This window comes from Leisingera daeponensis DSM 23529 (assembly GCF_000473145.1).
In the GTDB taxonomy this organism is placed as follows: domain Bacteria; phylum Pseudomonadota; class Alphaproteobacteria; order Rhodobacterales; family Rhodobacteraceae; genus Leisingera; species Leisingera daeponensis.
On the sequence record NZ_KI421500.1, the window covers coordinates 3,565,108 to 3,587,387 of the forward strand.

Below are 22,280 nucleotides of genomic sequence, written 5' to 3' on the forward strand. Positions count from 1 at the left end.
CTTACCGCACAAACTTCTTGTGCTTCAACCGCTTGGGCTCCAGCGCGTCCGGACCCAGACGGCGCTTCTTGTCTTCTTCGTAGTCCTCGAAGTTGCCCTCGAACCACTCCACATGCGCGTCGCCCTCGAAGGCCAGGATGTGGGTACAGATCCGGTCGAGGAAGAAACGATCATGCGAGATCACCACGGCGCAGCCGGCGAAATCGACCAGCGCGTCTTCCAGCGCCCGCAGGGTTTCCACGTCGAGGTCGTTGGTCGGTTCGTCGAGCAGCAGCACGTTGCCGCCCTCTTTGAGCAGCCGCGCCATGTGCACCCGGTTGCGCTCACCGCCCGACAGCAGCGACAGTTTCTTCTGCTGGTCGCCGCCCTTGAAGTTGAAGGAGGAGCAATAGGCGCGGGAATTGACCTGCGCGTCGCCCAGCTCGATGATCTCGGCACCGCCGGAAATCGCCTCCCACACGGTGTCGTTGTCGTTCAGATCGTCGCGCGACTGGTCGACATAGGACAGTTTCACGGTGTCGCCGTATTCGACAGCCCCTTCGTCGGGCTGCTCCTGGCCGGTCAGCATCCGGAACAGGGTCGATTTACCGGCGCCGTTGGGGCCGATCACGCCGACAATGCCGCCCGGCGGCAGCGAGAAGTTCAGGCCCTCAATGAGCTGCTTGTCGCCATAGTGTTTGGCGAGGCCGTTCACCTCGATCACCTTCGACCCCAGGCGCGGGCCGTTCGGGATCACGATCTGGGCGCGGCCGACCTTCTCGCGCTCGGACTGGCCTGCCATCTCGTTATAGGCCTGGATACGGGCCTTGGATTTCGCCTGACGGGCTTTCTGGCCCTGGCGCATCCACTCCAGCTCGCGTTCCAGCGTCTTCTGCTTGGCCTTGTCCTCGCGGGCTTCCTGCGCCAGGCGTTTCGCCTTCTGCTCCAGCCAGCTGGAGTAGTTGCCCTCGTAGGGAATGCCGCGGCCGCGGTCCAGTTCCAGGATCCAGCCGGTGATGTCATCCAGGAAGTAGCGGTCGTGGGTGACACACAGGATGGTGCCCTTGTAGTCGATCAGATGCTGCTGCAGCCAGGCGATGGTCTCGGCGTCCAGGTGGTTGGTCGGTTCGTCGAGCAGCAGCATGTCGGGCGCTTCCAGCAAGAGCTTGCACAGCGCGACGCGGCGGCGCTCACCGCCCGACAGGTTGGCGGGCATCGCGTCATCCGGCGGGCAGCGCAGCGCCTCCATCGACACGTCCACCTGGCTGTCCAGGTCCCACAGGTTCTGGGCGTCGATCTCGTCCTGCAGCTTGGCCATCTCCTCGGCGGTCTCGTCCGAGTAGTTCATCGCCAGCTCGTTGTAGCGGTCCAGGATGTCCTTCTTAGCCTTGACGCCCAGCATGACGTTCTCGCGCACGGTCAGGCTTTCGTCCAGCTTCGGCTCCTGCGGCAGGTAGCCGACCTTGGCCCCCTCGGCGGCCCAGGCCTCGCCGGTGTAATCCTTGTCGAGGCCCGCCATGATTTTCAGCAGCGTGGACTTACCGGCGCCGTTGACGCCGACCACACCGATCTTCACGCCGGGGAGGAAGGAGAGGTGGATGTTTTCAAAGCATTTCTTGCCACCCGGGTAGGTCTTGGAGACACCCTGCATGTGGTAGACGTACTGGTAGGAGGCCATTTGATTGCTCCGTTAAGGGGGGAATTTGCTGGCGGGAGTGATAGCCGAAGGGGGGACGGGGGGCAATGAGGGATGCGGGGACTGGCCGGGTCAGGCTCCGCACCGGCGCGTTCAGGCCGCCGCGCCACCCCGCCCTTGCCCGACTCACCTCTTCGGGCGCAGACTGGGGGACACCAGAAACCCGAGGGCGCCCCGGATTGCCGTTTGCCGCGCCCAGACCTGAAAATGCCGCCGGAGTGCGGGCCGCGCCGGCCCCGGTATCACACTGGACCGTTCCGGCCCCGCTATGACACTGGCCATTCCGGCCCGATGGCGGCGCAGACCTGAGCCAGAGCGGCCCGGGGCCCTTCACAGCACAGGAGGACCCTACGATGATCGCCTCACGCCTGAAACATCATCTCGAGGCACAGGGCCTGCCGTTCGGCACCGTCCGCCACCCCTATACTGCCACTGCTGCGGAATGCGCGGAATCGGCGCATGTGCCGGGGGATCACCTGGCCAAATCCGTGCTCATCCACATGGAGGAAGGCCCGGTTCTGGCCGTCGTGCCGTCCAACCAGACGGTTGACCTGCACGCGCTGCAAACGATCATGGACCGCCGCCTGGGGCTGGCGCCGGAACATGAGCTGAACCAGGTCTTCGACGACTGCGATCCGGGCGCGGCGCCCTGCGTCGGCGCGGCCTATCATGTGCCCACCGTCATCGACGACAGCCTGACCGGCCTGGACAAGGTCTGGTTCGAGGCCGGTGACCACAAGACGCTGATCGAAATGAAGGGCGACGATTTCGACACCCTGATGAAGGACGCCAAGCACGGTTCCTTCTGCACGGTCCACTGACCCGCTCACGCGCGCGTCAGCGGCCCGCTGATCTGCCCTGCCGGCCGGCTGCCCCGATTCCCCGGGGCGGCGCCTGCCGGTGCGTCAGAAATCGAACAGATCTTCCAGGAAGTTCTTCTTGCTCTTCTTCTTGTACGGCTTGCTGTAGCGCGGATCGTGATGCCCGCCGCGTTCTTCATGGCGCGGCGGCTGCGGCGCGGCCTGCGCGGGCTGGGCGGAGCGTTCGATGATCTTGTCCAGCTCCCCCCGGTCCAGCCACACACCGCGGCACTGGGGGCAATAGTCGATCTCCACCCCAGCGCGGTCGGCCATGACCAAAGTGGTTCCGTCAATCGGGCACTGCATCTGCATCTCCTTCCTCAACTCCTGCCCTTCACGTGGGCAGTGCGGCTGTGCTGCGCAAGGCAACGGCAGCGCAAAAACGCAGAATTTTCGGCTTTCCGCCCGTTTTCGCGCAGCTGACCCATGGTAAGCTGCCCCAAATCATGGAGGCAGCAGATGAGCAGCAAAACCATCCAGGCAGGGGTCCTGGCCCTGATCCTCGCGGCGGCCCCGGCCCATGCCAGGGGCGGTGAGGGCGGTGGAGGCGGCGGCGGGCAAGGCGGCGGCGGCCAGAACAGCGGCCTCAGTTCGCAAACCACGCGGGCGGTTGTTGCCACCCTGACCCGCGGGTTCGACCGCTGCGGTGAGCTGCCGCAAGTCTACAAATTCGACTGCTACCGCCACACCTACAAGCTGGCGGCGCAGAAACTGGACAGCAACCAGTCCTATGCCGAAGCGGCCAAGGCGCTGGTGCAGGTCGAAGAAACCCTGACGCAGGCCGTGAAACAGAACCTCGACCCGGCGCAGTCGCCGGTGCGCAAGGGGCTGAACTATTACCGGGCGGTCAAGCCGGCCGCGGTGCCGCAGGTCAAACGGCAGGCGGAACGGGCGATGCAGCAGGCGGAAACGGTCCTGCTGCGCTCACCCGCGGACAAACAGGTTCACTATGCCCGCATCGCCGAGGCGGTGAATTCCAACAAGGTGCTGCTGCGCTCCGCGATGCTGCCGGGCGCCGCGGTGCGGCTGGCCTGGCACCTCCTGAAAAGGGCGGTGCCGGCCTGATCCTGCGCCGCCGCCGCCTCAGCGCACCACATGCACCGCGCAGGCCGCGTGGCGCACCACATGGCCCGACGTCGACCCCCAGAGAAAGTCCTGCATCGACGGGCGGTGCGAGGCGAGGATGATCAGGTCCGGCTTGTGCTGCTCGGCCCAGTCCAGGATGGTGCGGCCGGAATGGCCCTCGACCAGCACGCCCTCGGCGTTGGGCAGGGTCTGCGCCAGCCCGTCCAGCTCCGCCTGCAGCGCCTGCCGGGTGTCTTCCATGAAATCCGCGGGCACGTAGGAGATCGCATAGGCCGGGACCTGTTCGATCACATGCAGCAGCGTCACCTTGGCCCCAGGCGCCGAAAGCAGCCGTGCCACTTTCAGCGGCCCGGTGATATCGCGCTCCGGATCAAAGGAAATCGGCACCAGAACGTTATGATACATAGGTCGCCTCCATTGCTTGAAACCTGAGTCAGAGTAGCGAGGCCCGCAGCGCCCTGCCTTGACCCGCGTCAAGGCAGCGGCCGGCCCGCGGGGCGGGGCAGGGGGTCACGAGCCAAAGACCTCCGCCACGTCGTACATCACCGGCTCAAAGCTGCGGCACAGCTCATTGATCTTGCGGTTGCGCTCACGCATTTCCGCGGTGCGCAGCATCGCCATGAAATCCTCCCGGCGGCGCCACTGCGAATAGTTGGCGATGCGGGTCTGGGCGTCATTCACGTGCAGACCGGCCGAAATGAAGCCGGGCTGCTTGGAGATGAACTCGCGATAGGCATCCTCCAGCGCCTCCAGCAGGTCCTGGCAGGTCCCGGGCGTCATCTCGAAGGTGGTGATAACGGTCTGGATATCAGCGGTTTTTGCTATTTTGGGCATTGGCTCCTCCGTTGACTGCCCCCAGCCTACGCCTGTTCGCGGCGAAAGCGCACGGGTTTTTTTCGCGCACATCCATAGGGGTCTTTCAGGCTGGTTAATACAATCTTAACCGTAAGGGGGAACCCTTTGCACACGCCAACCTGAGGCTCCGGGATGAAACCTGCCCTTGCTGCTGCTCTTGCCCTGGCGCTGGCCCAGCCGGCGGCGGGCGGGGCGTGGCTGGAACAGCCGGGGCAGGGCTTTGCATCGGCCAGCGCCGCCTGGCGGCACAGCGGCCGCACCGCCGCGTATGAGCTGGGGTATTACGGCGCCTACGGGGTCACGCCCAAGCTGACCCTGGGGGTCGATTTGAACCGGAACGCGGATGTGTCGGGCCACGCGCTGTTCTTTGCCCGGCTCCCCTTGCATACCGGGCAGCGTGCCCGGCTGGCGGTGGAGACCGCGGCGGGCGGCAATCATGACCGGGGCATGTGGCAGCTGATGCAGAGAACCACCCTGTCCTACGGGCGCGGCATCGAGACCGGCCGCGGGTCCGGCTGGCTGGCCATCGATGCCGCTTACGAGCTGCGCAACAGCGGTCTGGACGCGATCTGGAAGCTGGACGCCACCCTCGGGCTGAACCGTCCCGGCAAGGCCGCGCCGATGCTGCAGGCCGAGCTGTCCAAGCCGGAGGGCGGGCAGCTCACCTATGCGCTGACCTCCTCGCTGCGCTACCCGCTGAAGCAAAAGCGGGAGCTGATTGTGGGCTTGGAATACCGCCAGGCAGGCCAGCGCAGCCTTGGCCTGAAACTGGGCCTGTGGCAGAAGTTCTGAACCCTGCGCCAAACTCAGGAGGTGCCCATGCCCGCGCCCGTCCGCCCCACCGATGACGACGCCCGCCAGCTGGCGCAAAGCCTGATGGCTGAGGCCCGCTTCGCAGCGCTTGGCGTGCTGCTGGAGGAGGGCACCCCGCTGGTCACCCGGGTGGCGTTCGGCCTGGACCCGCAGGGCGGCCCGGTCAGCCTGGTCTCGGACCTGGCCCAGCACACCCGGGCGCTGCGCAGGACCCCCGCCTGCTCGCTGCTGGTGGGGGAGCCGGGCGGCAAGGGCGATGCGCTCAGCCATCCCCGCCTCAGCCTGATCTGCCGGGCGGAGTTCCTCAGCCGCCAAAGCCCGGACCACGGCCCGCTGGCCGCGCATTACCTGCGCCGCCAGCCCAAGGCGAAGCTGTACCTGCAGCTTGCCGACTTCGCCTTTGTCCGGTTCCGGGTGACGGCGGCCTATCTGAATGGCGGTTTCGGCAAAGCCTTCCATCTTGACGCCGCCGATCTGCAGCCGCCGCCCCGGCCCTAGGCGTCCATCCTCAGCAGCACCTGAACCTCGCCCTTCAGCGCCTCCTGCCAGCGCAGGCGGATTTCGTCGTTATTGGCGCCCTGCTGGGTATCGCAGTAGGGCATGCTGTAGCGGGTGCTGTTGCCGCCGGTGCGCACCGGCCCCTGCGGCACCACGCTGTCGACATAGCGCGCGTAGCCCTGAAACGGCAGCTGCCCGTTGGCCCTGACCGCCCAGGACGACGACGCCGAGGTCTGATTGTGCCGGATCCGCAAGGGGTTGGCGGTATGGGTGGTGACGTTGTGGTACATGTTGCCCTCGAACACCACATCGTTGGCGCGGGAGAAATCCAGGTCCGAAAAACTGGTATCCACCCGCTCCGCCCGGTCGATGCTGCCGTTGAGCGAGCGGAATTTGTTGCCGGTCACCGACAGCCCGTTCAGGTAATGGCCGCTGCCGTAGGGCTTGATCACGATATAGCTGAACCAGGGCGCCACGTCGCCGGACAGGAACACATTCGCAGTCACCGACAGCGCGCTGAAGGAGAAACCGGTGGTGAAATCCGGCGACGGGTCGCGCTCGTTGGTCCATTCGATAAAGCAGTTGTCGATGTAATTGTCCGACACCGTGGTGGTGCAATTGTTGGCCGCCAGCACCAGCCCGGCGGAGCGGACCCCGTTCGCCACGCTGTCACCCTGAAAGAAATGATTGCCCGTTACCGTGTTGTTGGCGCCTGCCAGCAGGGCGAAATGGCGGAACTTGGTGGCGCGGTTGCTGCGCAGCTTGGCGTCATTGGCGTTCACGTTCAGGCCGATGCTGATGCGGTCCTCCACATCCAGCGGGTCTTCTGCCGAGAGGAACTGGCAGTTGTCGACCAGAATCCCCTGGCAGCCGGTCCCGGTCGAGGTGATGCCGCGGTCCTTGGGCCGCGAGAAAAAGCAGCCGTCCAGCGAGAACACCGACCCCGAGGGCGCCAGCCGCAGGGCGCTGCAGCGGGCATTGCACTGGAACTCGATGCCTTCCATGCCGAACTTGCTGAGCGCGCTGAAGCCGGCGAAATCCACCAGGTACTTGAAGTCGCGGAAGGTGAAGGTCTGGGTGCCCGCCGCGTCATAGAGCGGCGCGGTCAGCGTCAGCTCGCCGGCGCCGGTGTTCTTGGACTGCACGTAGATCTCGCGGCCGACCCCGGCGCCCTCCACCAGGGAGCCGACCCTGATATTGGCGATGTTGGCAACATTGGTCAGCTTGGTGGACCGCGAGGGGCTGTAGGTCGCCTGCGAGGTGACGGTATCGGTGTCCCAGGCGGCGCTGCTGGCGGCTTCGAGCTGGCCGTTGCGGATGATCCGGCGGGTGGCATAGGAGGTCTTGTTCGGCACCGCCGCCTGCATGTCCAGCGGTGCGGTCACGGTGATCTTGCGGCCCTTCAGGTCCAGCGATTCATGGTCCACGTTGTTCAGCAGGGCCTGAAACGCCTTCTTGAAACCCAGCTCCTCGTCGCCGAAGGCCGCCGCGTAAGAGGGAAAATCGAAGTTCTTCGTCAGCAGCAGCATCTGGCTGGCGGGCATCGACACGGTGCCTTCAAACACCGCTTCGTGGCTCAGCGACACGGTGCTGGCGAGGTGGAAGTCCCCCGCGGGGACCAGGATGCGGCGCCCGGCGGCGGCGGCATCGGCGGCCTCGAACGCGGCGGTGCAATCGGTGCTGCCGTCGCCCACCGCGCCGTAGTCGGTCACGTCCACAACGCTCAGCATTTTACGCAGGAAGGCGCTGGTGATGTCGGTGATCTCGATATCGTCGATCCGCACGACACCGCCGTTGGCGCCAGTGAGGTCCAGCCCGAAATGGCCATAGGCGGCGGTGCGGCCCCAGGGCATATCCACGCCGGGGCGGTCGCCGCTGCCGACGATGCCGGTGACCTCAAGCACCCTGCCGTATTGGCTGAGCGCATATTGCATCCCGGATTCGGACACGCCGCTGATGTGGCTGCCGCCCGCCGCCGCCGCCCAGCCGGCCACGCGGACCGCGGGCAGCGCGCCGCTGACGGCCTTGATTCGCACCTTGATCTGCAGATAGCAGCCCGGCTCCAGCGGCGTCTGGCCCATGAAGCGCAGCTTCTGGATGTTTTCGGTCTTCTGGATCTCCAGGCAGCCGCCGAAATCCGCATCCGCCGCCACAAAGACCGCGTTGGCGGCGCCGTCATAGGTGTCCGACCCGGGGGTGCCGTTGCCGCTGGACCAGACATTGAGACCTTCCGCAAAGGCGGGGGGCATCAGCTGCAGACCGTCGGTGATTGCCTTGTTCATGGAAGTACCCTTTCCTGCTGCGCATCTCGCGTTCGGGGAAAAGGAAGTACAGGAGCGGCGTTAAAACCTGCCAAGCGGTGCGTACGCTGCCCTGCGGTCAGGCGCTCTTGCCCGGCCTTTGCAGGAGGTTTAACGCGTTGATTTTACATCCGCTTTACTGATTAACCATTTGGTAATCCAGAGGATGCACGGCGCGGTTTTGGCCGGTGGCCATCAGACGCTGCCTCTGGCCGCCGGCCGCCTTGCGCAGATCCGGGTAACGCGCCCCGGCCGGGCGCCGGACCATCGGGAGGCCCTGGCGCGCCAACCTGGCGGCCCGTTCCGGAGGGGGGCGGTCATACGCCGGACGTTCGGGGAGGCGTCAGTGAACGCCGTCTCAGCATCATTGTTCAGGAAGGCCTCAAACTGAGAGCCGGTCACGGCTGCGACCGGCTCTCTCACTGGGCTTGGGCCCGGAAGGCAGAAGAAAAACACTTACCCCCGCAAACAGAACACTGCGCATCTGCCAGACCCGGACCGTTTCTTAATGTTAGGACAAGGTGACGCCGCGTCAAAACATTTTTTTCGATTTGGTAATTTTATTGCGCACAGGACGGCCGCGGGCGGCTGTGCGCGACAGGGCCGAAACCGAAAAAGGGCGCGGAAAACCGCGCCCTAAAGGATTGTTGTTTAATGCAGATCAGGCCAGCTCGCCCGCCAGCGCCTTTTCGATCAGGGCGATGGTCTCCTCGACCCCGTAAAGCGCGATGAAACCGCCGAAGCGGGGGCCCTGGGAGGCGCCCAGCAGCACCTCGTAGATCGCCGAGAACCAGGCGCGCAGCGGCTCGAATCCGTGGATTTTGCCGATGGCAAAGACCACGGACTGCAGGAATTCCTCATCCGCGAAGTTCGCCTCGGGCAGCGGGTCGGTGCTGCCTGCGATCTCGTTCTTTTTCGCAATCGCGGCCAGCGCGGCTTCGGGAGATTTCAGCGCATCCGCCAGATCCTGCAGCGCTGCGCGCTCCTGATCGGTGGGCAGGCGGAACTGCTTGGCCGGCTTCACGAAGTCGTTGAAGTAGCGCACCGCAAAGCCCGCCGCCTGGTCCATGCCCGGATGGGTGTCGGGGGTGGCGTTCGGGGCGTATTTGTTGATGAAGCCCCACATGGTGGCCTTGTCCTCGGCGCTGGAAGCGGAGGCGAGGTTCAACAGCATCGAGAACGGCACCACCATATCCGACTGCGGCACCTCGCCGCCGTGAATGTGCCAGACCGGGTTATTGAGCTGCGCTTTCAGGTCCTGCCCGTGGTAGGCGCGCAGCTGCTGGTGGTATTCGTCCACCGCCTTGGGGATCACGTCGAAATGCATCCGCTTGGCGGTCTTGGGCTTCTGGTACATGAAATACGCCAGGCTCTCGGTCGAGGCGTAGGTCAGCCATTCGTCGATCGAGACGCCGTTGCCGGAGGATTTGGAGATCTTCTGGCCGTTTTCATCAAGGAACAGCTCATAGGTGAAATGCTCCGGCGCGGGCACGCCCAGCACCCGGCAGATGCCGTCATAGATCGGCGTATTGGTGGAGTGGTCCTTGCCGTACATCTCGAAATCGACTTCCAGCGCGGCCCAGCGGGCGCCGAAATCGGGCTTCCACTGCAGCTTCACGTTGCCGCCGGTGACCGGCAGGGTCCATTCCTTGCCGTCCTCGTCGTCGAAGGTGACGGTGTAGGTCTCGGTGCAGACCTTCTTCATCGGCACATAGAGAACGCGGCCGGTTTCCGGGTGGATCGGCAGGAAGATCGAATAGGTCTGGCGGCGCTCCTCGCGCAGGGACTTCAGCATGATCTCCATGATGTCGTCGTATTTCTCGACGGCGCGCTTCAGGATCTCGTCGAACTGGCCGGAGCGGTAGAATTCGGTGGCCGAGTAGAATTCATACTCGAACCCGAAGGTGTCCAGGAACCGGCGCAGCATGGCGTTGTTGTGGTGGCCAAAGCTTTCGTGCGTGCCGAACGGGTCCGGCACCGAGGTGAGCGGCTTTTGCAGATGCTCGGCCAGCGCCTCCTGGTTGGGGACGTTGCCCGGCACCTTGCGCATCCCGTCGAGGTCGTCCGAGAAGCAGATCAGCCGGGTCGGGATGTCCGAAATGGTCTCGAACGCCTTCTTGATCATGGTGGTGCGGGCGACCTCGCCGAAGGTGCCGATGTGCGGCAGGCCGGAGGGGCCATAGCCGGTCTCGAAGAGGACATAGCCCTTCTTGGGCGCGCCCTTGGCATAACGTTTGAGAACCCGGCGGGCTTCTTCAAACGGCCAGGCTTTGCTCTTCAGAGCTTCTTCGCGCACATCAGACATCATGTTCTCCATCGGCGGCGGTTGCGTCAGTTCTTCGGGGTGCCGCATGATCTGCCCGGATACCCTCTGTATCCGGCCCTTCCCTCTATTGTGCCGATGCAGCATGAGTCAATAATGCCGGCCCCGCCACAGCCGGGATTTGCGGCGTTGCGCCGCGCAAAATCCGGCGCTTGGGCGCAGGCTGTTATTGAACCTGCCCGCGGGCGTACCTATCCTGTCGGAGTGAATACTGCGCAAATAAGGATTTCGTCCATGAGTGAGCAAACCCCGCATCCGATGACCCCGCAGGACTGCCTTGTGGCCCTGATGGTGGCGGTCTCGGCCTCGGACGAAAACATCCGCACCGCGGAGCTGGTCAAGATCCAGTCGGCGGTCAACATGCTGCCGGTCTTTGCCGATTACGACATCGACCGGGTGAGCCGGGTGTCGCGCACCGTCTTTGACCTGTTCGAGCAGGAGGACGGGCTGGAGGCGCTGTTCGGCCTGATCCGCGATGACCTGCCGGAGCGGCTGTTCGAGACCGGCTATGCGCTGGCCTGCGATGTTGCCGCCGCCGATGGCATCCTGGGCGAGACCGAGCTCGAGTTTCTGGCCGAGGTCCGCTACGAGCTGAACATCGACCGGCTGCACGCCGCCGCGATCGAACGCGGCGCCCGTGCCCGGCATATGGTCTGACCGCCCTCTGAGGCTGTGAACAGAACCGCATTGCCCGGGGCAGGGACCCCGGGCATTGGCCGGCATCAGCTGTAGGCGCCGGCTGAGTAGGTCAGCTCATAGCTGTGGCTGTACAGCTCGAAAATGATCCCGAACGGGTCTTCGACGTAGACCATGCGGTAGGGCTTCTCGCCGGGGAAATACTCCCGCACCGGCATCCGCTGCTTGCCGCCGGCCGCGACGATCTTTTCCAGCAGCCCTTCGACGTCGGGGTCCTGCACGGCGAAATGGAAGGTGCCGTGCTTGCGGTACTGGAAGTTGTCCTGCGGCGCTTCGTTGCCGTCAAATTCGAACAGCTCGATGCCGATGCCATCCGCGGTGGACAGATGCGCAATGCGCAGGCGGGTCCAGCCTGGGCCGAACACATCGGTGCACATCTGCCCGATGGCGCTGTCGTCCTCGGTCACTTCGCTGGGCTGCATCAGCACGTAAAACCCCATGACGTCCGCGTAAAACTTCACGGCCGCTTCAAGGTCCGGCACCGACAGGCCGATGTGCGAGAAGGTTCTGGGCGTGGTGGTCATTTCTGGTCTCCTCATGCTTGGGATGGCAGAAAGGTAGACACGCACCCCTCTCCTGTGAAATTATCATTTCAAATTGAAATGATAACATAGCGGAATGATCCGTGCTGAACGCCACCTGGCTTGAAACCTTCACAACGCTGGCTGAGACCGGCCATTTCACCCGCGCGGCGCAGCGGCTGAACATGACCCAGCCGGGCGTCTCGCAGCACCTGCGCAAGCTGGAGGCGCAGCTTGGGCAGGTGCTGATCGCGCAGGACGGCAAGAGTTTCTCGCTGACCCCGGCGGGGGAGGCGGTGCGGGCGCTGGGACAGGCCCGGCGCGATGAGGAACGGCGCTTGCGAGAGGCCATCGCCACCGACAGCCCCGACGCCGGAGAGGTGCGGATCGCCTGTTCCGGCAGCTTTGCAACGCTGCTGTACCCGCGCATTCTGGAACTGCTGGAGGCCGCGCCGCACCTCACCGCGCATCTGGAAGCGGCGCCGCAAGCGGCGATAAAGCGCGGTCTTTTGGAAGGGGCGTTCGACCTGGGCATTCTGGACCACGACCCCGGCCACCCCCGGCTGGAGGCGGAGCATCTGGGGGAGGAGGAACTGTGCCTTGTGCTGCCAAGCTGTGATGCGGCTGCGGAGGTCACGTTCGAGGCTCTGGAGGCACGCGGCCTGGTCGCCCATCCCGATGGCTTTGCCCATGCGGACGAACTGCTGTCCCTGAACTTTCCGGAGGCCTATCAGGGCGCCGACCGCCTGCGCGTGCGGACCTATGTCAACCAGATCGGCCAGATCCTGGACCCGGTCGCGCGCGGCATCGGCTATACGCTGCTGCCGCGCAGCGGGGTTGAGGCCTATGCGCAGCGGGGCCTGCTGGCGGTGATCCCGCTTCCCAGGCCGCGCCGTCATGGGCTTTGGCTTACCAGCCGCAAGGGCCGCCCGCTGAGCGCGCGGCTGAAGCGGATGCAGCGGCTGGCGCAGGAGGTGGCGGCGGAGCTGGGGTAGCCATGCCTGGGCTGGTCAGGTCCCGGCCTGCGCCGCCCTGAGCCGGGCCAGAGACTGCTTTTGCTGGCCGTCTGCGTCGAAATTTCCGGGGTCGAGCCAGGCCTTGAAAGCCGCCTCCAGCTGCGGCCACTCGCCATCCAGAACCGAATACCAGGCGGTGTCGCGGTTGCGGCCCTTGTAGACGATGGCCTGGCGGAACAGCCCCTCATAGGTGAAGCCAAGCCGCTCCGCCGCGCGCCGGGAGGGGGCGTTCAGCGCGTCGCATTTCCATTCATAGCGGCGGTAGCCCAGGTCGTTGAACACCCGCGCCATCATCAGATACATCGCCTCGGTCGCCGCCCGTGTCCGCTGAAGCGGCGGGGCAAGGGTGATGCCGCCCACCTCGATGACGCCGTGTTCCGGCTGAAGGCGCATATAACTGGCGATGCCCTCAGCCTTGCCGCTGGTGCCGTTGATGACCGCGAAATAGGGCTGCGCATCCACTGCGCTGGCGGCCTCGACCCAAGTGTGCAGCGCCTCGGGGGCGGCAAAGGGGCCATAGGGCACGTAGGTCCAGACCGCATCGGTGCGGTCCTGCCGGAACGCCGCGAACAGATCCGCGCCGTGTCGGTCTGCCTGCAGCGGCTCAACCCGGCAGTACTGCCCCTCCATGCCGGTGTGTCCGGGCGCGCGGGCACCGGTCCAGTGCGGCAGCGGCGCGCCGATGGGCTGGCCGTGTTCGTTGAAGAAATCCGTCATCAGGGCGTCCTTTGCAAAGCTCTGCCGCGGTGCCCGCGCACCGCCGCCTTGCCAGGATCTGCCATGACGCTGGTCTGGGCGGAACGTCCAGTAGCGGATAATTTTCCCAGACCAGTCCCGGCTGTCAGCTGCCGTAAACGGCGCTCCAGCGCTCGATCAGCTGCTGCTGCAGCTGCTTGGCGCGCCGGTTCCAGCCGCGGGCGCCCTGGGGGCTTTCGCGCTCGGCGCGGGGGATGCGGGCGCGGGTTTTCAGATCCGCGGTGAAGATGGTGAAGGCCAGTTCGGTGCCGTCGGCCGCGGTCATGAAACCGCCGAGGCCCGAGACAAAATTCAGCGTGCCGGTCTTGGCAGCGACCTTGATCGGGTGGTTCTTCAGCGGGCGGCCGTTGGCATCGCGCAACTGGAAGGATTTCAGAAGCGGTTTCAAATGGCCGCCCTTGTAAGCCGCCACCAGCGCGCCCGTGAGGTCTGCCGGGGTCATGCGGGACTCTTCGCCGAGGCCGGAATGATCCACCAGCCGGGTGCCGGACATGCCGTATTTGCCGGCGGCCCAGCGGTTCATCTCCGCGGCGGAGGCCTTGAGCGAAGCCGGCCGCCCGCTGCGCGCGGCGCTGGCGGCTATGCCGATCATCTCGGCCATCAGGTTGTTGGAGAATTTCAGCATCGCCTTCAGCATCACGTCCATCGGCGGGCTGTGATGCTGCGCCAGCAGCTGTGCCTGGGGCAGCGATCTGGCGGCTTCCGCCCGGGGCAGGGCGATGCCGTTGGACCGCGCCAGGGTGCGGAACACGTCGCCCGCATAGGCGCCCGGATTGCGCACCGGCAGCCAGCGCGAGCCGCCCTTGCCCAGGGCCTTGCTGGCCACGGTCCAGTGGTCGGTGCCGGATTTTCCGGCATAGGTGTAGACCGGCACCGCGCGGGAGGCGATCGCCATTTGCGAGGTGGCAACCTCGGGGCGGTATTTCTCGGTGCGGGCATCCATGGTGACGGCCCAGCCGCTGGCGGCGCGCTTCCACTCGAAATGGACCCGGTTGAAGTTCAGCGCAATGCCGGAGACCGCGGGCGAATAAGCCACGTGATCGGGCTGCTCCGGGTCGATGGCGGAGACCTGCGGCAGGGCACCGTCCCAGACCAGGAACCTGCCCCGCACCTCGCGCACGCCGGCGGTTTTCAGCGCCTTGGCCAGCAGCGCCAGATGGTCGGTGTTCAGCATCGGATCGCCGCCGCCCGCCAGGATCAGATCGCCGCCCACCACGCCGCCGGCAACGCCGCCGGTGGCCAGAAGGCGGGTGTCGAACCGGTGGTCCGCCCCCAGCACATCCAGCGCGTAAAGCGCGGTCAGCGCCTTGGCGACGCTGGCTGGCGGCAGGGCCTCGCCGCTGCCGGAGGCTTCCAGCAGCTTGCCGGTTTTCACATCCGCCACTGCGCAGACCGCATGGCCCGGCAGGTTGGCCCGCGACAGCAGCGCCTTCAGACCGTCGGCGCCGGCCGCCAGAGAGCTGACCTTGCGCGCAACAGGGCGCAGCGAGACGGCAGGCGCATTGGCCAGGGCAGAGGAGCCCGCCACTGCGGCAAGCCCGGAAAGAAGGAACGTCCGGCGTGAAGTCATCGTGTTCATTTTTATGGTGCGGACCCGCTCTTCTTCAATCCCCGATCCCCGCCGCAGCGCCGCAAGGTCCGGGGTTTTGCCCCATCAAAAGTCCTGCTACCGCTGGCAGCCATGTTACAGGCAGTCATCCTCATGTTTGCGGCCATGTCAATGATCCCGGCGGGCGATCTGTGCGGGAAGCTGCTGACCGGCAGCGGGCTGGCGACGCCGGCATTTGTGGCCTGGTCGCGGTTTTCGATCGGCGCCGCGCTGATCCTGCCCTTCGTGCCGCGCCGGGCGTTCACGCTGCTGGGCGACTGGCGGCTGTGGCTGCGGGCGGGGCTGCTGACCGGCGGCATCTTCTCGATCCAGATGGCGCTGGTGACAGAGCCGATGGCCAATGTCTTTGCCGCCTTCTTCATCGGCCCGGTGATCAGCTATGTGCTGTCGGTGCTGCTGCTGCGGGAGCAGGCGACAGTGCTGCGCAGCCTGTTGATGGCACTGGGATTTCTGGGCGTTCTGATGGTGGTGCGGCCGGGGTTTGGCGGCTCGATCAACCTTTTGTGGGCGGTGCTGGCGGGCTGTTTCTACGGCGGGTTCCTGACCAGCTCGCGCTGGCTGGCGGGGGTGGGCTCGCCGCTGGAGCTGAGCCTGACGCAATTGCTGCTGTCGGCGCTGCTGATGCTGCCCTTGGGCCTTGCCAGCCTGCCGGAGTTCTCGGCCCCGACTGCGGCGCTGACGGTGGGGAGCGCCGCGTTTTCGATGGTCGGCAACCTTCTGCTGCTGTTTGCCTACGGGCGGGTGCAGGCGGTCAAGCTGGCGCCGATGGTCTATTTCCAGCTGGTGGCGGCTGTGGGGCTGGGCTGGGCGGTGTTCCGCCAGCTGCCGGATGCCTGGACCTGGGCCGGGCTGGCGGTGGTGCTGAGCGCCGGTCTGGCCTCAGCCCTGCTGCGCCGCTGACCATTCGCCGCGGGCGCGCAAGGCGGTCGAGCTGACATCCACCATCGGCAGGTTGACGAAACACCAGGCCGGGCTGTCCGCCCGCGCCAGAAGCTGGCTTTCGCTGCCTTTCAGCATCGCGTGGCGGTAGATCCGGGCCGCGGGCGAAAACCGGGCCGATATCCGGTCCCCCGGCCGCGCCAGCACCCCCACGGGGACCGTGTCCAGGATCTGCTGCCAGTCCTTCCAGCGGTGGAAATGGGTGAGATTGTCGGCCCCCATCAGCCAGACGAAGCGCACGCCGGGATGGCGGCGGCGCAGGTGGCGCAGGGTCTGGGCGGTGTAGCGGGTGCCGAGGTCCGCCTCGATGCCGCTGACATGGATGCGCGGGTGCTGGATGAGGCCGCGGCTGGCGCTGATCCGCCGCTCCAGCGGGGCGGGCTGGCGCGCCTTCAGCGGGTTGCCTGGGGAGACCAGCCAGAACAGGTGGTCCAGCCCGAAGCGCTTGAGCGCGGCATGGGAAATCGCCGCGTGGCCCCGGTGCGGCGGGTCAAAGGACCCGCCCAGCAGCCCGACGCTTTGGCCCGGGCGGATATGCGGCAGCTTGCAAACCATGAGGAGCTTGATGCGCATAATTTCGCGGGGAGTTCAATTGCCGGATGTGCGCAGGGGCCTGCGGCGGGTGGAGGATCGTAAGAAACCGGCCAGCGGAGTTGGAGTTTATCGCCCTAAGGGAGTGGAGCCGGGGCTGGACGGGCGCACGCGGCGGCCCGGGTGGGGTGCGCCGCCTGCGTGCGTGAGGCGGCAGCGAGCACGCCAGAGGTATATTGCCTACTGCTGGGCCAATCCTGTGGCACGCAAGCGGTCTGCCAAGCCGACGGATTGGGCGATTCCGCCCACCAGTTATTTTGGCAGCCGTGGAATGGCCGTCCGATTACCCACCCTACGAAAACTTCTTCTGCGATTTCCCCCTGTACGCCCGCGTCCCGGCTTTGCCCGCCGTTGACCGCCCCCGCGACTTGACGGCGGCCTCGGACGCCGCCTCCACCGCCGATTGCCGCGCCAGCGGGTCGTCGGAGATGGCGAGGTCCACTGCCTCCAGCCGCTTGATCTCGTCGCGCAGGCGGGCGGCTTCCTCGAACTCCAGGTTCTCCGCCGCCTTGCGCATATCGTCGCGCAGGCCGTTCAGATGCGCCTCCAGGTTGGCGCCGTGCATCGGCTTCCCGATCTGGGCGGTGACGCGGTTCATGTCGACGTCGCCCTCGTAGAGACCGGCCAGAACGTCCTCGACATTTTTCTTGACGGTCTCCGGCGTGATGCCGTGTTCGAGGTTGTAGGCGATCTGCTTTTCGCGGCGGCGGTTGGTTTCATCCAGGGCGCGCTCCATCGAGCCGGTGATCTTGTCGGCATACATGATGACGCGGCCGTCGGCGTTGCGGGCGGCGCGGCCGATGGTCTGGATGAGGGAGGTCTCGGAGCGCAGGAAGCCCTCCTTGTCCGCGTCCAGAATGGCGACCAGGCCGCATTCGGGAATATCCAGCCCCTCGCGCAGGAGGTTGATGCCAATGAGCACGTCAAACGCGCCGAGGCGCAGGTCGCGCAGGATCTCGATCCGTTCCAGCGTGTCGATGTCGGAGTGCATGTAGCGGACCTTGATGCCCTGTTCGTGCAGGTATTCGGTCAGGTCCTCGGCCATGCGTTTGGTGAGCGTGGTGACAAGGGTGCGGAAGCCGTCGGCGGTGACCTTGCGCACCTCGTCCAGCAGGTCGTCCACCTGCATCGAGACGGGGCGGATTTCGACCTCCGGGTCCAGGAGGCCGGTGGGGCGGATCACCTGTTCGGTGAAGACGCCGCCCGCCTGTTCCAGCTCCCACGCGGCCGGGGTGGCGGAGACGAAGACGGATTGCGGGCGCATGGCGTCCCATTCCTCGAACTTCAGCGGGCGGTTGTCCATGCACGACGGCAGGCGGAAGCCGTGTTCGGCCAGGGTGAACTTGCGCCGGTGGTCGCCGCGGTACATGCCGCCGATCTGCGGGACGGAAACGTGGGATTCATCGGCAAAGACGATGGCGTTGTCGGGGATGAATTCAAACAGGGTCGGGGGCGGCTCACCCGGGGCGCGGCCCGTGAGGTAGCGGGAGTAGTTTTCGATGCCGTTGCAGTGGCCGGTGGCCTCCAGCATTTCGATGTCGAAGTTGGTGCGCTGTTCCAGCCGCTGGGCCTCCAGCAGCTTGCCTTCGCCCACCAGCTGGTCGAGGCGCATCTTCAGCTCCTGCTTGATCGAGATCACAGCCTGGTTCAGCGTCGGCTTCGGGGTCACATAGTGGGAGTTCGCATAGACGCGGATCTGGTCGAAGCTGCCGGTTTTTTCGCCGGTCAGCGGGTCGAATTCGGTGATCTGCTCCAGCTCCTCGCCGAAGAAGGAGAGCTTCCAGGCGCGGTCCTCGAGGTGGGCGGGGAAGATTTCCAGCGTGTCGCCGCGGACCCGGAAGGAGCCGCGCTGGAAGGCCTGGTCATTGCGTTTGTACTGCTGGGCAACCAGGTCGGCCATGATCTGGCGCTGGTCGTACATCTCGCCCGCTTTCAGGTCCTGGGTCATGGCGGAGTAGGTTTCGACCGAGCCGATGCCGTAGATGCAGCTGACCGAGGCGATGATGATGACGTCATCGCGTTCGAGCAGGGAGCGGGTGGCGGAGTGGCGCATCCGGTCGATCTGCTCGTTGATCTGGCTTTCCTTCTCGATGTACGTGTCGGAGCGCGGCACATAGGCCTCCGGCTGGTAGTAGTCGTAGAAGGAGACGAAGTATTCGACCGAGTTCTCCGGGAAGAAGCCCTTGAATTCGCCGTACAATTGCGCCGCCAGTGTCTTGTTGGGGGCGAGGATGATGGCGGGGCGCTGGGTCTCCTCGATCACCTTGGCCATGGTGAAGGTCTTGCCGGTGCCGGTGGCGCCCAACAGCACCTGATTGCGTTCGCCCTCCATGACGCCCTGCGACAGTTCCTTGATCGCGGCCGGCTGGTCGCCTGCCGGATCGAAGGTGGTGTTCATGACAAAGCGCCTGCCGCCCTCCAGCTTGGGCCGCTGCTGCGGTGCCCGCTGGGTCATCATCGGCATGGACTTGTCGGAATGGGCATAGGGCATCGGGCGACTCCGTTGGGGACCGCGCTGATTTTGGTCTGTTTTTGTTCTTGTTCAAGGGGGCATCGGGGCCTGGTGCGGCCAAACGCCTGTGGCAGCAGGGCAAAACCGTTGAAATACGCTGCATTTGCTCCCTTGCTGCAGCCGCATATCCGGCGCATAAATGCGCAACTTCGAGATTCACAGGTTGAGACACCAGGAGACAGCCCATGCAAGCGCGGATTTACCGGCCAGCACGCAATGCCATGACCTCGGGCATGGCGAAGACGCGGAGATGGGTCCTGGAATTTGCGCCGGCCAGCGCCCGCGAAGTGGATCCGCTGATGGGCTGGACTTCCTCCAGCGATACCCAGAGCCAGGTCAAACTGCGTTTTGACAGCAAGGAAGCGGCGCTGGAATATGCCAAGGACCATGGCATCGAGGCGCTGGTCGTCGAGCCCAAGCAGCGCAAGGCCAACATCCGCCCGGGCGGTTACGGCGACAATTTCGCCACCAACCGCCGCGGGCCCTGGACCCACTGAGGCCTGCGCCGCAACCTAAGCGGCTGCCGGACTGCGGAACCGGGCTGCGCTGGTTTCCGGGACTGAGGGTCTTGTTTCTTCGGGGCAGGGGGGATGCGCGCGATGTCTGAACCCAGGTTTTTGCTGAACGGCGATGTGCCGGGCCGCGCGACGCTGCTGCTCGCCCACGGGGCCGGGGCGGCGATGGACACGCCCTTCATGAACGCGATGGCAGAGGGGCTTGCCGCCCGCGGGCTGCGGGCTGCCCGGTTTGAATTTGCCTATATGGCAGGCCGGCGCAGCGGCGGGCCGAAGCGGCCGCCGCCGAAGATCGAGCTGCTGCAGGAGGAATTCCGCACTGCCGTCGAAGCGCTTGCGTGCAGCGGCCCGCTGTTCATCGGCGGCAAGTCCATGGGCGGCCGGGTTGCAAGCCTGATTGCAGATGATCTTTGGGCGCAGGAGCGGATCCGCGGCCTGGTCTGCCTTGGTTACCCGTTCCACCCGCCGAACAAACCCGAACAGCTGAGGACCGCGCATCTGGCCGGGCTGAAAACCCCGGCGCTGATCTGCCAGGGCACCCGCGACCCGTTCGGCACCCAGGCAGAGGCCGCGTCTTATGCCTTGTCCGAAGCGGTCACGTTCTGCTGGCTGAGCGACGGCGACCATGATCTGAAGCCGCGCAAAAGGGTGAGCGGGCTGACGCAGGAGCAGCACCTGGAGGCTGCGGCCGAGGAAATCGCCCGCTGGGTCAAGGCGGCGGTTTGAGCGGCTGCCCTTTGCCCGCGGGCGCGCTGTCATGGCGGTTTGAACAAGGCGGCCTGCTGTCTGCGCCTCGCTGCAACCCCGGCCTGCCGCCAGCCGCGCAACCCAAGCGGATGATCGGGCTGGCCGCTTCACAGCGCCGGCGTTTCCCAGTGAAATTGCGGTTGAACTGGAGCCGGAGGCAGGGCGGATCCCCGGCCTGATGGCGGGCGGGTCCGGCGTGGTGATGCAGGACATGGAGATCAGCCTGCGGGACCGGGCCTGGGGCCTTTTGTGGGTTTGATGCGCAGGTTTTACGGACCGCTGCGGCCCTGCGCAGCAGTCCGGTTTCCGAGCGGGTGGGCGTCCGGGAAATTTTCTTTCCCTGATGGTAAACCCCGGATAGGGTTCGGGTCAGGCTGGCGCGCTGCGCCGGCGGCTTGCGACAATCCAGGTCAGGAAGTTGAGGCGAAATGGCTGAACCGCAGCACCATATCAGCCCGGAAGGCGCCAGCGTTCCGGTGTCCGCTATCGAAATCAGCCCGGCCAGCCCGGCAGAGCCGGAGGCCGCCGCGATGATCCGGCGGCATCTGTCGCAAATGGCGGCGCAGTCGCCGGAGGAAAGCTGCCATGCGCTTGACGGCAGCGGGCTGGAAGAGCCCGGGGTGCAGTTCTTTCTGGCGCGCAGGGACGGCCGGGCTGTTGCGATGGGGGCGCTGAAATCCCTGGGCGGCGGCGCGCGGGAGCTGAAGTCGATGCACACGCTGTCAGAGGCCCGCGGCAGCGGGGCAGGGCGGGCGATGCTGGATTACCTGCTGACGCTGGCCCGCCGCGAAAACGCCACTGGCATTTATCTGGAAACCGGCTCCACGGACGATTACCTGCCGTCGCGCCGCCTGTATGAATCCTTTGGCTTTGTGCAGTGCGGGCCGTTTGCGGACTATGGCGAAGACCCTTGGTCGGTCTTTATGCACCTGGACCTGCGCGGTGCGGCTTGACCCCCGGCACGAGCCTGTCATAACTGGCGCCACGCGGTCCCTTAGCTCAACTGGATAGAGCAGCTGACTTCTAATCAGCAGGTTGAGGGTTCGAGTCCTTCAGGGATCGCCATTTTCACAGTTTGCTGCCAATGAGGCAGAACCTAGCACGCTTTGGGGGCGATGCAGACCCTATGCCAAGCGGAACTTGCCTGGCGAGGCTGAGCGCCTGCGGCTTGGCGCAAAGCAGGGCAATGCAGCGCGAAGACAATTCTTGAAATGGAAGTCCGGCTGGTCCTGATGGGCCAAGGCGCCGGCCGCGCCTGAGATGGCCGGATTTTGCGCCGCCCTGTGGCCGGAAAATCGTAGCGCCGTTGTCAGCCGCGACCGCAAAACGGTCTGCAGGTCTGCTCAACAGCGGCCGTTGAAAGGGGGCGTCAGACGTCCGCCTCGCCGTCGCGCCGCGCAGTGGACCGCGGATCGCGCCACGTCGTCAGGATCGAATTTGTGTACATTGTTTGAACCAACGGGTGCCTCGCAACGCTGTTGCGCACGTTCTCAACAGCTTCCACATCCTTGGCTTCCACGAGCACCATCATGTCGATATCGGAGGATGAGATGCTCCACGCGCCCAGGATCTCGTCGTGCTTCTGCAAGTCGGCAAACAGCTGCCTGCAGTTCGGCGCGACCAGGCGGATATTGAAGACCGCTCTGAAAGGTTGCGAGGTGAATTCCGCGTCCTCCGCAAGCTCAATCGTGAACCGTTTGATGATCTTCTTGTCGACCAGGCGGTCGATCGTCTCTTTGACCTTCTTGCGCGACGCGCCGAGTTCCAAGGCAATGTCAGAGACTGAGGCCCGGCTGTTTTCGCTCAGAAGGCGAATAATTTTTCTCTGAAATCCATCCATGTGTCACACAGTTATTACGAAATTGACTGTGCCTGAGCCCAAACTGAAACGTCTTTTCCCAATATGCATCTATCTGGGAACAGTCTGGGCGTTCATATCACAGGCAGGCCTCGAACTACCAGAGATTA

22 protein-coding genes, 1 tRNA gene and 2 pseudogenes are annotated in these 22,280 nt (G+C 65.3%); 11 read left to right on the forward strand and 14 right to left on the reverse strand.

From position 1 onward, the window contains the following. Position 1: 1 nt before the first annotated feature. Positions 2-1,657 (reverse strand): energy-dependent translational throttle protein EttA, encoded by a 1,656-nt coding sequence (ettA, locus tag DAEP_RS0117865; protein ID WP_008554507.1) that lies wholly within the window; start codon positions 1,655-1,657, stop codon positions 2-4. Positions 1,658-2,028: 371 nt separating this feature from the next. Between ettA and DAEP_RS0117870 the strand changes: the two genes are divergently transcribed. Next, a complete protein-coding gene (locus tag DAEP_RS0117870; RefSeq protein ID WP_008554365.1) occupies positions 2,029-2,496 on the forward strand; it encodes an aminoacyl-tRNA deacylase in 468 nt (155 codons plus the stop codon). A gap of 84 nt (positions 2,497-2,580) precedes the next feature. On the opposite strand, the gene DAEP_RS0117875 is transcribed toward DAEP_RS0117870, so the two are convergent. Beyond that, positions 2,581-2,841, reverse strand: a complete 261-nt coding sequence (locus tag DAEP_RS0117875) for a TFIIB-type zinc ribbon-containing protein (protein ID WP_008554653.1) — start codon at positions 2,839-2,841, stop codon at positions 2,581-2,583. Between the two features lie 153 nt (positions 2,842-2,994). Between DAEP_RS0117875 and DAEP_RS0117880 the strand changes: the two genes are divergently transcribed. Next, positions 2,995-3,600, forward strand: a complete 606-nt coding sequence (locus DAEP_RS0117880; protein WP_008554733.1) for a hypothetical protein — start codon at positions 2,995-2,997, stop codon at positions 3,598-3,600. A gap of 18 nt (positions 3,601-3,618) precedes the next feature. Here DAEP_RS0117880 and DAEP_RS0117885 read toward each other — a convergent pair whose 3' ends face one another. Together DAEP_RS0117885 and DAEP_RS0117890 are read right to left on the reverse strand one after the other, a co-directional pair. Next, positions 3,619-4,026 (reverse strand): universal stress protein, encoded by a 408-nt coding sequence (locus DAEP_RS0117885; protein WP_008556546.1) that lies wholly within the window; start codon positions 4,024-4,026, stop codon positions 3,619-3,621. A 105-nt stretch (positions 4,027-4,131) separates the two neighbouring features. Beyond that, positions 4,132-4,455, reverse strand: a complete 324-nt coding sequence (locus DAEP_RS0117890) for an antibiotic biosynthesis monooxygenase family protein (RefSeq protein ID WP_008554223.1) — start codon at positions 4,453-4,455, stop codon at positions 4,132-4,134. 153 nt (positions 4,456-4,608) lie between these two features. Here DAEP_RS0117890 and DAEP_RS0117895 point away from each other — a divergent pair, with 153 nt between their 5' ends. After that, the gene (locus DAEP_RS0117895; RefSeq protein WP_027245634.1) at positions 4,609-5,268 is read left to right on the forward strand and encodes a hypothetical protein; all 660 of its coding nucleotides are present in this window, start codon (positions 4,609-4,611) and stop codon (positions 5,266-5,268) included. Positions 5,269-5,295: 27 nt separating this feature from the next. Then, the gene (locus DAEP_RS0117900; protein ID WP_036760827.1) at positions 5,296-5,787 is read left to right on the forward strand and encodes a HugZ family pyridoxamine 5'-phosphate oxidase; all 492 of its coding nucleotides are present in this window, start codon (positions 5,296-5,298) and stop codon (positions 5,785-5,787) included. Here the strand turns inward: DAEP_RS0117900 and DAEP_RS0117905 are convergent. The 4 genes and pseudogenes from DAEP_RS0117905 to DAEP_RS0117915 form a co-directional block, all read right to left on the reverse strand. Continuing rightward, entirely contained in the window at positions 5,784-8,069 is a 2,286-nt protein-coding gene (locus DAEP_RS0117905) for a glycosyl hydrolase family 28-related protein (RefSeq protein ID WP_027245636.1), read from the reverse strand. The genes DAEP_RS0117900 and DAEP_RS0117905 overlap by 4 nt on opposite strands. 154 nt (positions 8,070-8,223) lie before the next feature. After that, positions 8,224-8,382: pseudogene (locus DAEP_RS24565) on the reverse strand (DUF4864 domain-containing protein); the annotation flags it as partial. A 65-nt stretch (positions 8,383-8,447) separates the two neighbouring features. Beyond that, positions 8,448-8,543, reverse strand: a pseudogene (locus tag DAEP_RS24570) (DUF4864 domain-containing protein); the annotation flags it as partial. Positions 8,544-8,748: 205 nt separating this feature from the next. Next, positions 8,749-10,392 carry a lysine--tRNA ligase gene (locus tag DAEP_RS0117915; RefSeq protein WP_027245637.1) on the reverse strand — a complete coding sequence of 548 codons (1,644 nt, stop codon included), beginning with the start codon at positions 10,390-10,392 and terminating at the stop codon, positions 8,749-8,751. A 252-nt stretch (positions 10,393-10,644) separates the two neighbouring features. Between DAEP_RS0117915 and DAEP_RS0117920 the strand changes: the two genes are divergently transcribed. Next, on the forward strand, positions 10,645-11,067 hold the full coding sequence (locus DAEP_RS0117920) for a tellurite resistance TerB family protein (protein ID WP_008553629.1): 423 nt from the start codon (positions 10,645-10,647) through the stop codon (positions 11,065-11,067). A 65-nt stretch (positions 11,068-11,132) separates the two neighbouring features. On the opposite strand, the gene DAEP_RS0117925 is transcribed toward DAEP_RS0117920, so the two are convergent. Continuing rightward, positions 11,133-11,630, reverse strand: coding sequence for a lactoylglutathione lyase family protein (locus DAEP_RS0117925; RefSeq protein ID WP_008554496.1), 498 nt, complete (start codon positions 11,628-11,630; stop codon positions 11,133-11,135). Positions 11,631-11,731: 101 nt separating this feature from the next. Between DAEP_RS0117925 and DAEP_RS0117930 the strand changes: the two genes are divergently transcribed. Then, on the forward strand, positions 11,732-12,622 hold the full coding sequence (locus tag DAEP_RS0117930; protein WP_027245638.1) for a LysR family transcriptional regulator: 891 nt from the start codon (positions 11,732-11,734) through the stop codon (positions 12,620-12,622). A gap of 15 nt (positions 12,623-12,637) precedes the next feature. On the opposite strand, the gene DAEP_RS0117935 is transcribed toward DAEP_RS0117930, so the two are convergent. Both DAEP_RS0117935 and dacB read right to left on the reverse strand, forming a co-directional pair. Next, entirely contained in the window at positions 12,638-13,360 is a 723-nt protein-coding gene (locus DAEP_RS0117935) for a GNAT family N-acetyltransferase (RefSeq protein WP_027245639.1), read from the reverse strand. 124 nt (positions 13,361-13,484) lie between these two features. Continuing rightward, positions 13,485-14,969: a D-alanyl-D-alanine carboxypeptidase/D-alanyl-D-alanine endopeptidase gene (gene dacB / locus DAEP_RS0117940; protein ID WP_027245640.1), complete on the reverse strand. Its 1,485-nt coding sequence runs from the start codon at positions 14,967-14,969 to the stop codon at positions 13,485-13,487. Positions 14,970-15,080: 111 nt separating this feature from the next. On the opposite strand from dacB, the gene DAEP_RS0117945 reads away from it, so the two are divergent. Then, on the forward strand, positions 15,081-15,908 hold the full coding sequence (locus DAEP_RS0117945) for a DMT family transporter (RefSeq protein ID WP_027245641.1): 828 nt from the start codon (positions 15,081-15,083) through the stop codon (positions 15,906-15,908). Here DAEP_RS0117945 and DAEP_RS0117950 read toward each other — a convergent pair. Both DAEP_RS0117950 and uvrB read right to left on the reverse strand, forming a co-directional pair. Then, entirely contained in the window at positions 15,888-16,520 is a 633-nt protein-coding gene (locus DAEP_RS0117950) for a nicotinate-nucleotide adenylyltransferase (protein ID WP_083792662.1), read from the reverse strand. The genes DAEP_RS0117945 and DAEP_RS0117950 overlap by 21 nt on opposite strands. 310 nt (positions 16,521-16,830) lie before the next feature. Beyond that, positions 16,831-19,029, reverse strand: coding sequence for an excinuclease ABC subunit UvrB (uvrB, locus tag DAEP_RS0117955; protein ID WP_008556774.1), 2,199 nt, complete (start codon positions 19,027-19,029; stop codon positions 16,831-16,833). Positions 19,030-19,235: 206 nt separating this feature from the next. On the opposite strand from uvrB, the gene DAEP_RS0117960 reads away from it, so the two are divergent. The 4 genes from DAEP_RS0117960 (at position 19,236) to DAEP_RS0117980 (ending at position 21,377) form a co-directional block, all read left to right on the forward strand. After that, positions 19,236-19,547: an ETC complex I subunit gene (locus tag DAEP_RS0117960; protein WP_008557386.1), complete on the forward strand. Its 312-nt coding sequence runs from the start codon at positions 19,236-19,238 to the stop codon at positions 19,545-19,547. Between the two features lie 93 nt (positions 19,548-19,640). After that, on the forward strand, positions 19,641-20,291 hold the full coding sequence (locus DAEP_RS0117965; RefSeq protein WP_027245643.1) for an alpha/beta family hydrolase: 651 nt from the start codon (positions 19,641-19,643) through the stop codon (positions 20,289-20,291). 449 nt (positions 20,292-20,740) lie between these two features. Continuing rightward, on the forward strand, positions 20,741-21,265 hold the full coding sequence (locus DAEP_RS0117975; protein ID WP_051337422.1) for a GNAT family N-acetyltransferase: 525 nt from the start codon (positions 20,741-20,743) through the stop codon (positions 21,263-21,265). Between the two features lie 35 nt (positions 21,266-21,300). Beyond that, a tRNA-Arg gene (locus DAEP_RS0117980) sits at positions 21,301-21,377 on the forward strand. Between the two features lie 304 nt (positions 21,378-21,681). On the opposite strand, the gene DAEP_RS23380 is transcribed toward DAEP_RS0117980, so the two are convergent. After that, complete coding sequence (locus DAEP_RS23380) at positions 21,682-22,152, reverse strand: Lrp/AsnC family transcriptional regulator (protein WP_008555413.1); 471 nt, start codon at positions 22,150-22,152, stop codon at positions 21,682-21,684. Positions 22,153-22,280: the final 128 nt, after the last annotated feature.

Bases quoted from the DNA above. Each gene is read 5' to 3' on its own strand.
- DAEP_RS0117935 (WP_027245639.1), bottom strand. From the start codon at position 13,360: ATGACGGATTTCTTCAACGAACACGGCCAGCCCATCGGCGCGCCGCTG.
- DAEP_RS0117885 (WP_008556546.1), bottom strand. From the start codon at position 4,026: ATGTATCATAACGTTCTGGTGCCGATTTCCTTTGATCCGGAGCGCGAT.
- DAEP_RS0117875 (WP_008554653.1), bottom strand. From the start codon at position 2,841: ATGCAGTGCCCGATTGACGGAACCACTTTGGTCATGGCCGACCGCGCT.
- DAEP_RS0117905 (WP_027245636.1), bottom strand. From the start codon at position 8,069: ATGAACAAGGCAATCACCGACGGTCTGCAGCTGATGCCCCCCGCCTTT.
- DAEP_RS0117975 (WP_051337422.1), top strand. From the start codon at position 20,741: ATGGCTGAACCGCAGCACCATATCAGCCCGGAAGGCGCCAGCGTTCCG.
- DAEP_RS0117925 (WP_008554496.1), bottom strand. From the start codon at position 11,630: ATGACCACCACGCCCAGAACCTTCTCGCACATCGGCCTGTCGGTGCCG.
- DAEP_RS0117890 (WP_008554223.1), bottom strand. From the start codon at position 4,455: ATGCCCAAAATAGCAAAAACCGCTGATATCCAGACCGTTATCACCACC.
- uvrB (WP_008556774.1), bottom strand. From the start codon at position 19,029: ATGCCCTATGCCCATTCCGACAAGTCCATGCCGATGATGACCCAGCGG.
- DAEP_RS0117915 (WP_027245637.1), bottom strand. From the start codon at position 10,392: ATGTCTGATGTGCGCGAAGAAGCTCTGAAGAGCAAAGCCTGGCCGTTT.
- DAEP_RS0117880 (WP_008554733.1), top strand. From the start codon at position 2,995: ATGAGCAGCAAAACCATCCAGGCAGGGGTCCTGGCCCTGATCCTCGCG.
- ettA (WP_008554507.1), bottom strand. From the start codon at position 1,657: ATGGCCTCCTACCAGTACGTCTACCACATGCAGGGTGTCTCCAAGACC.
- DAEP_RS0117965 (WP_027245643.1), top strand. From the start codon at position 19,641: ATGCGCGCGATGTCTGAACCCAGGTTTTTGCTGAACGGCGATGTGCCG.
- DAEP_RS0117895 (WP_027245634.1), top strand. From the start codon at position 4,609: ATGAAACCTGCCCTTGCTGCTGCTCTTGCCCTGGCGCTGGCCCAGCCG.
- DAEP_RS0117920 (WP_008553629.1), top strand. From the start codon at position 10,645: ATGAGTGAGCAAACCCCGCATCCGATGACCCCGCAGGACTGCCTTGTG.
- dacB (WP_027245640.1), bottom strand. From the start codon at position 14,969: ATGACTTCACGCCGGACGTTCCTTCTTTCCGGGCTTGCCGCAGTGGCG.
- DAEP_RS23380 (WP_008555413.1), bottom strand. From the start codon at position 22,152: ATGGATGGATTTCAGAGAAAAATTATTCGCCTTCTGAGCGAAAACAGC.
- DAEP_RS0117900 (WP_036760827.1), top strand. From the start codon at position 5,296: ATGCCCGCGCCCGTCCGCCCCACCGATGACGACGCCCGCCAGCTGGCG.
- DAEP_RS0117950 (WP_083792662.1), bottom strand. From the start codon at position 16,520: ATGCGCATCAAGCTCCTCATGGTTTGCAAGCTGCCGCATATCCGCCCG.
- DAEP_RS0117870 (WP_008554365.1), top strand. From the start codon at position 2,029: ATGATCGCCTCACGCCTGAAACATCATCTCGAGGCACAGGGCCTGCCG.
- DAEP_RS0117945 (WP_027245641.1), top strand. From the start codon at position 15,081: ATGTTACAGGCAGTCATCCTCATGTTTGCGGCCATGTCAATGATCCCG.
- DAEP_RS0117960 (WP_008557386.1), top strand. From the start codon at position 19,236: ATGCAAGCGCGGATTTACCGGCCAGCACGCAATGCCATGACCTCGGGC.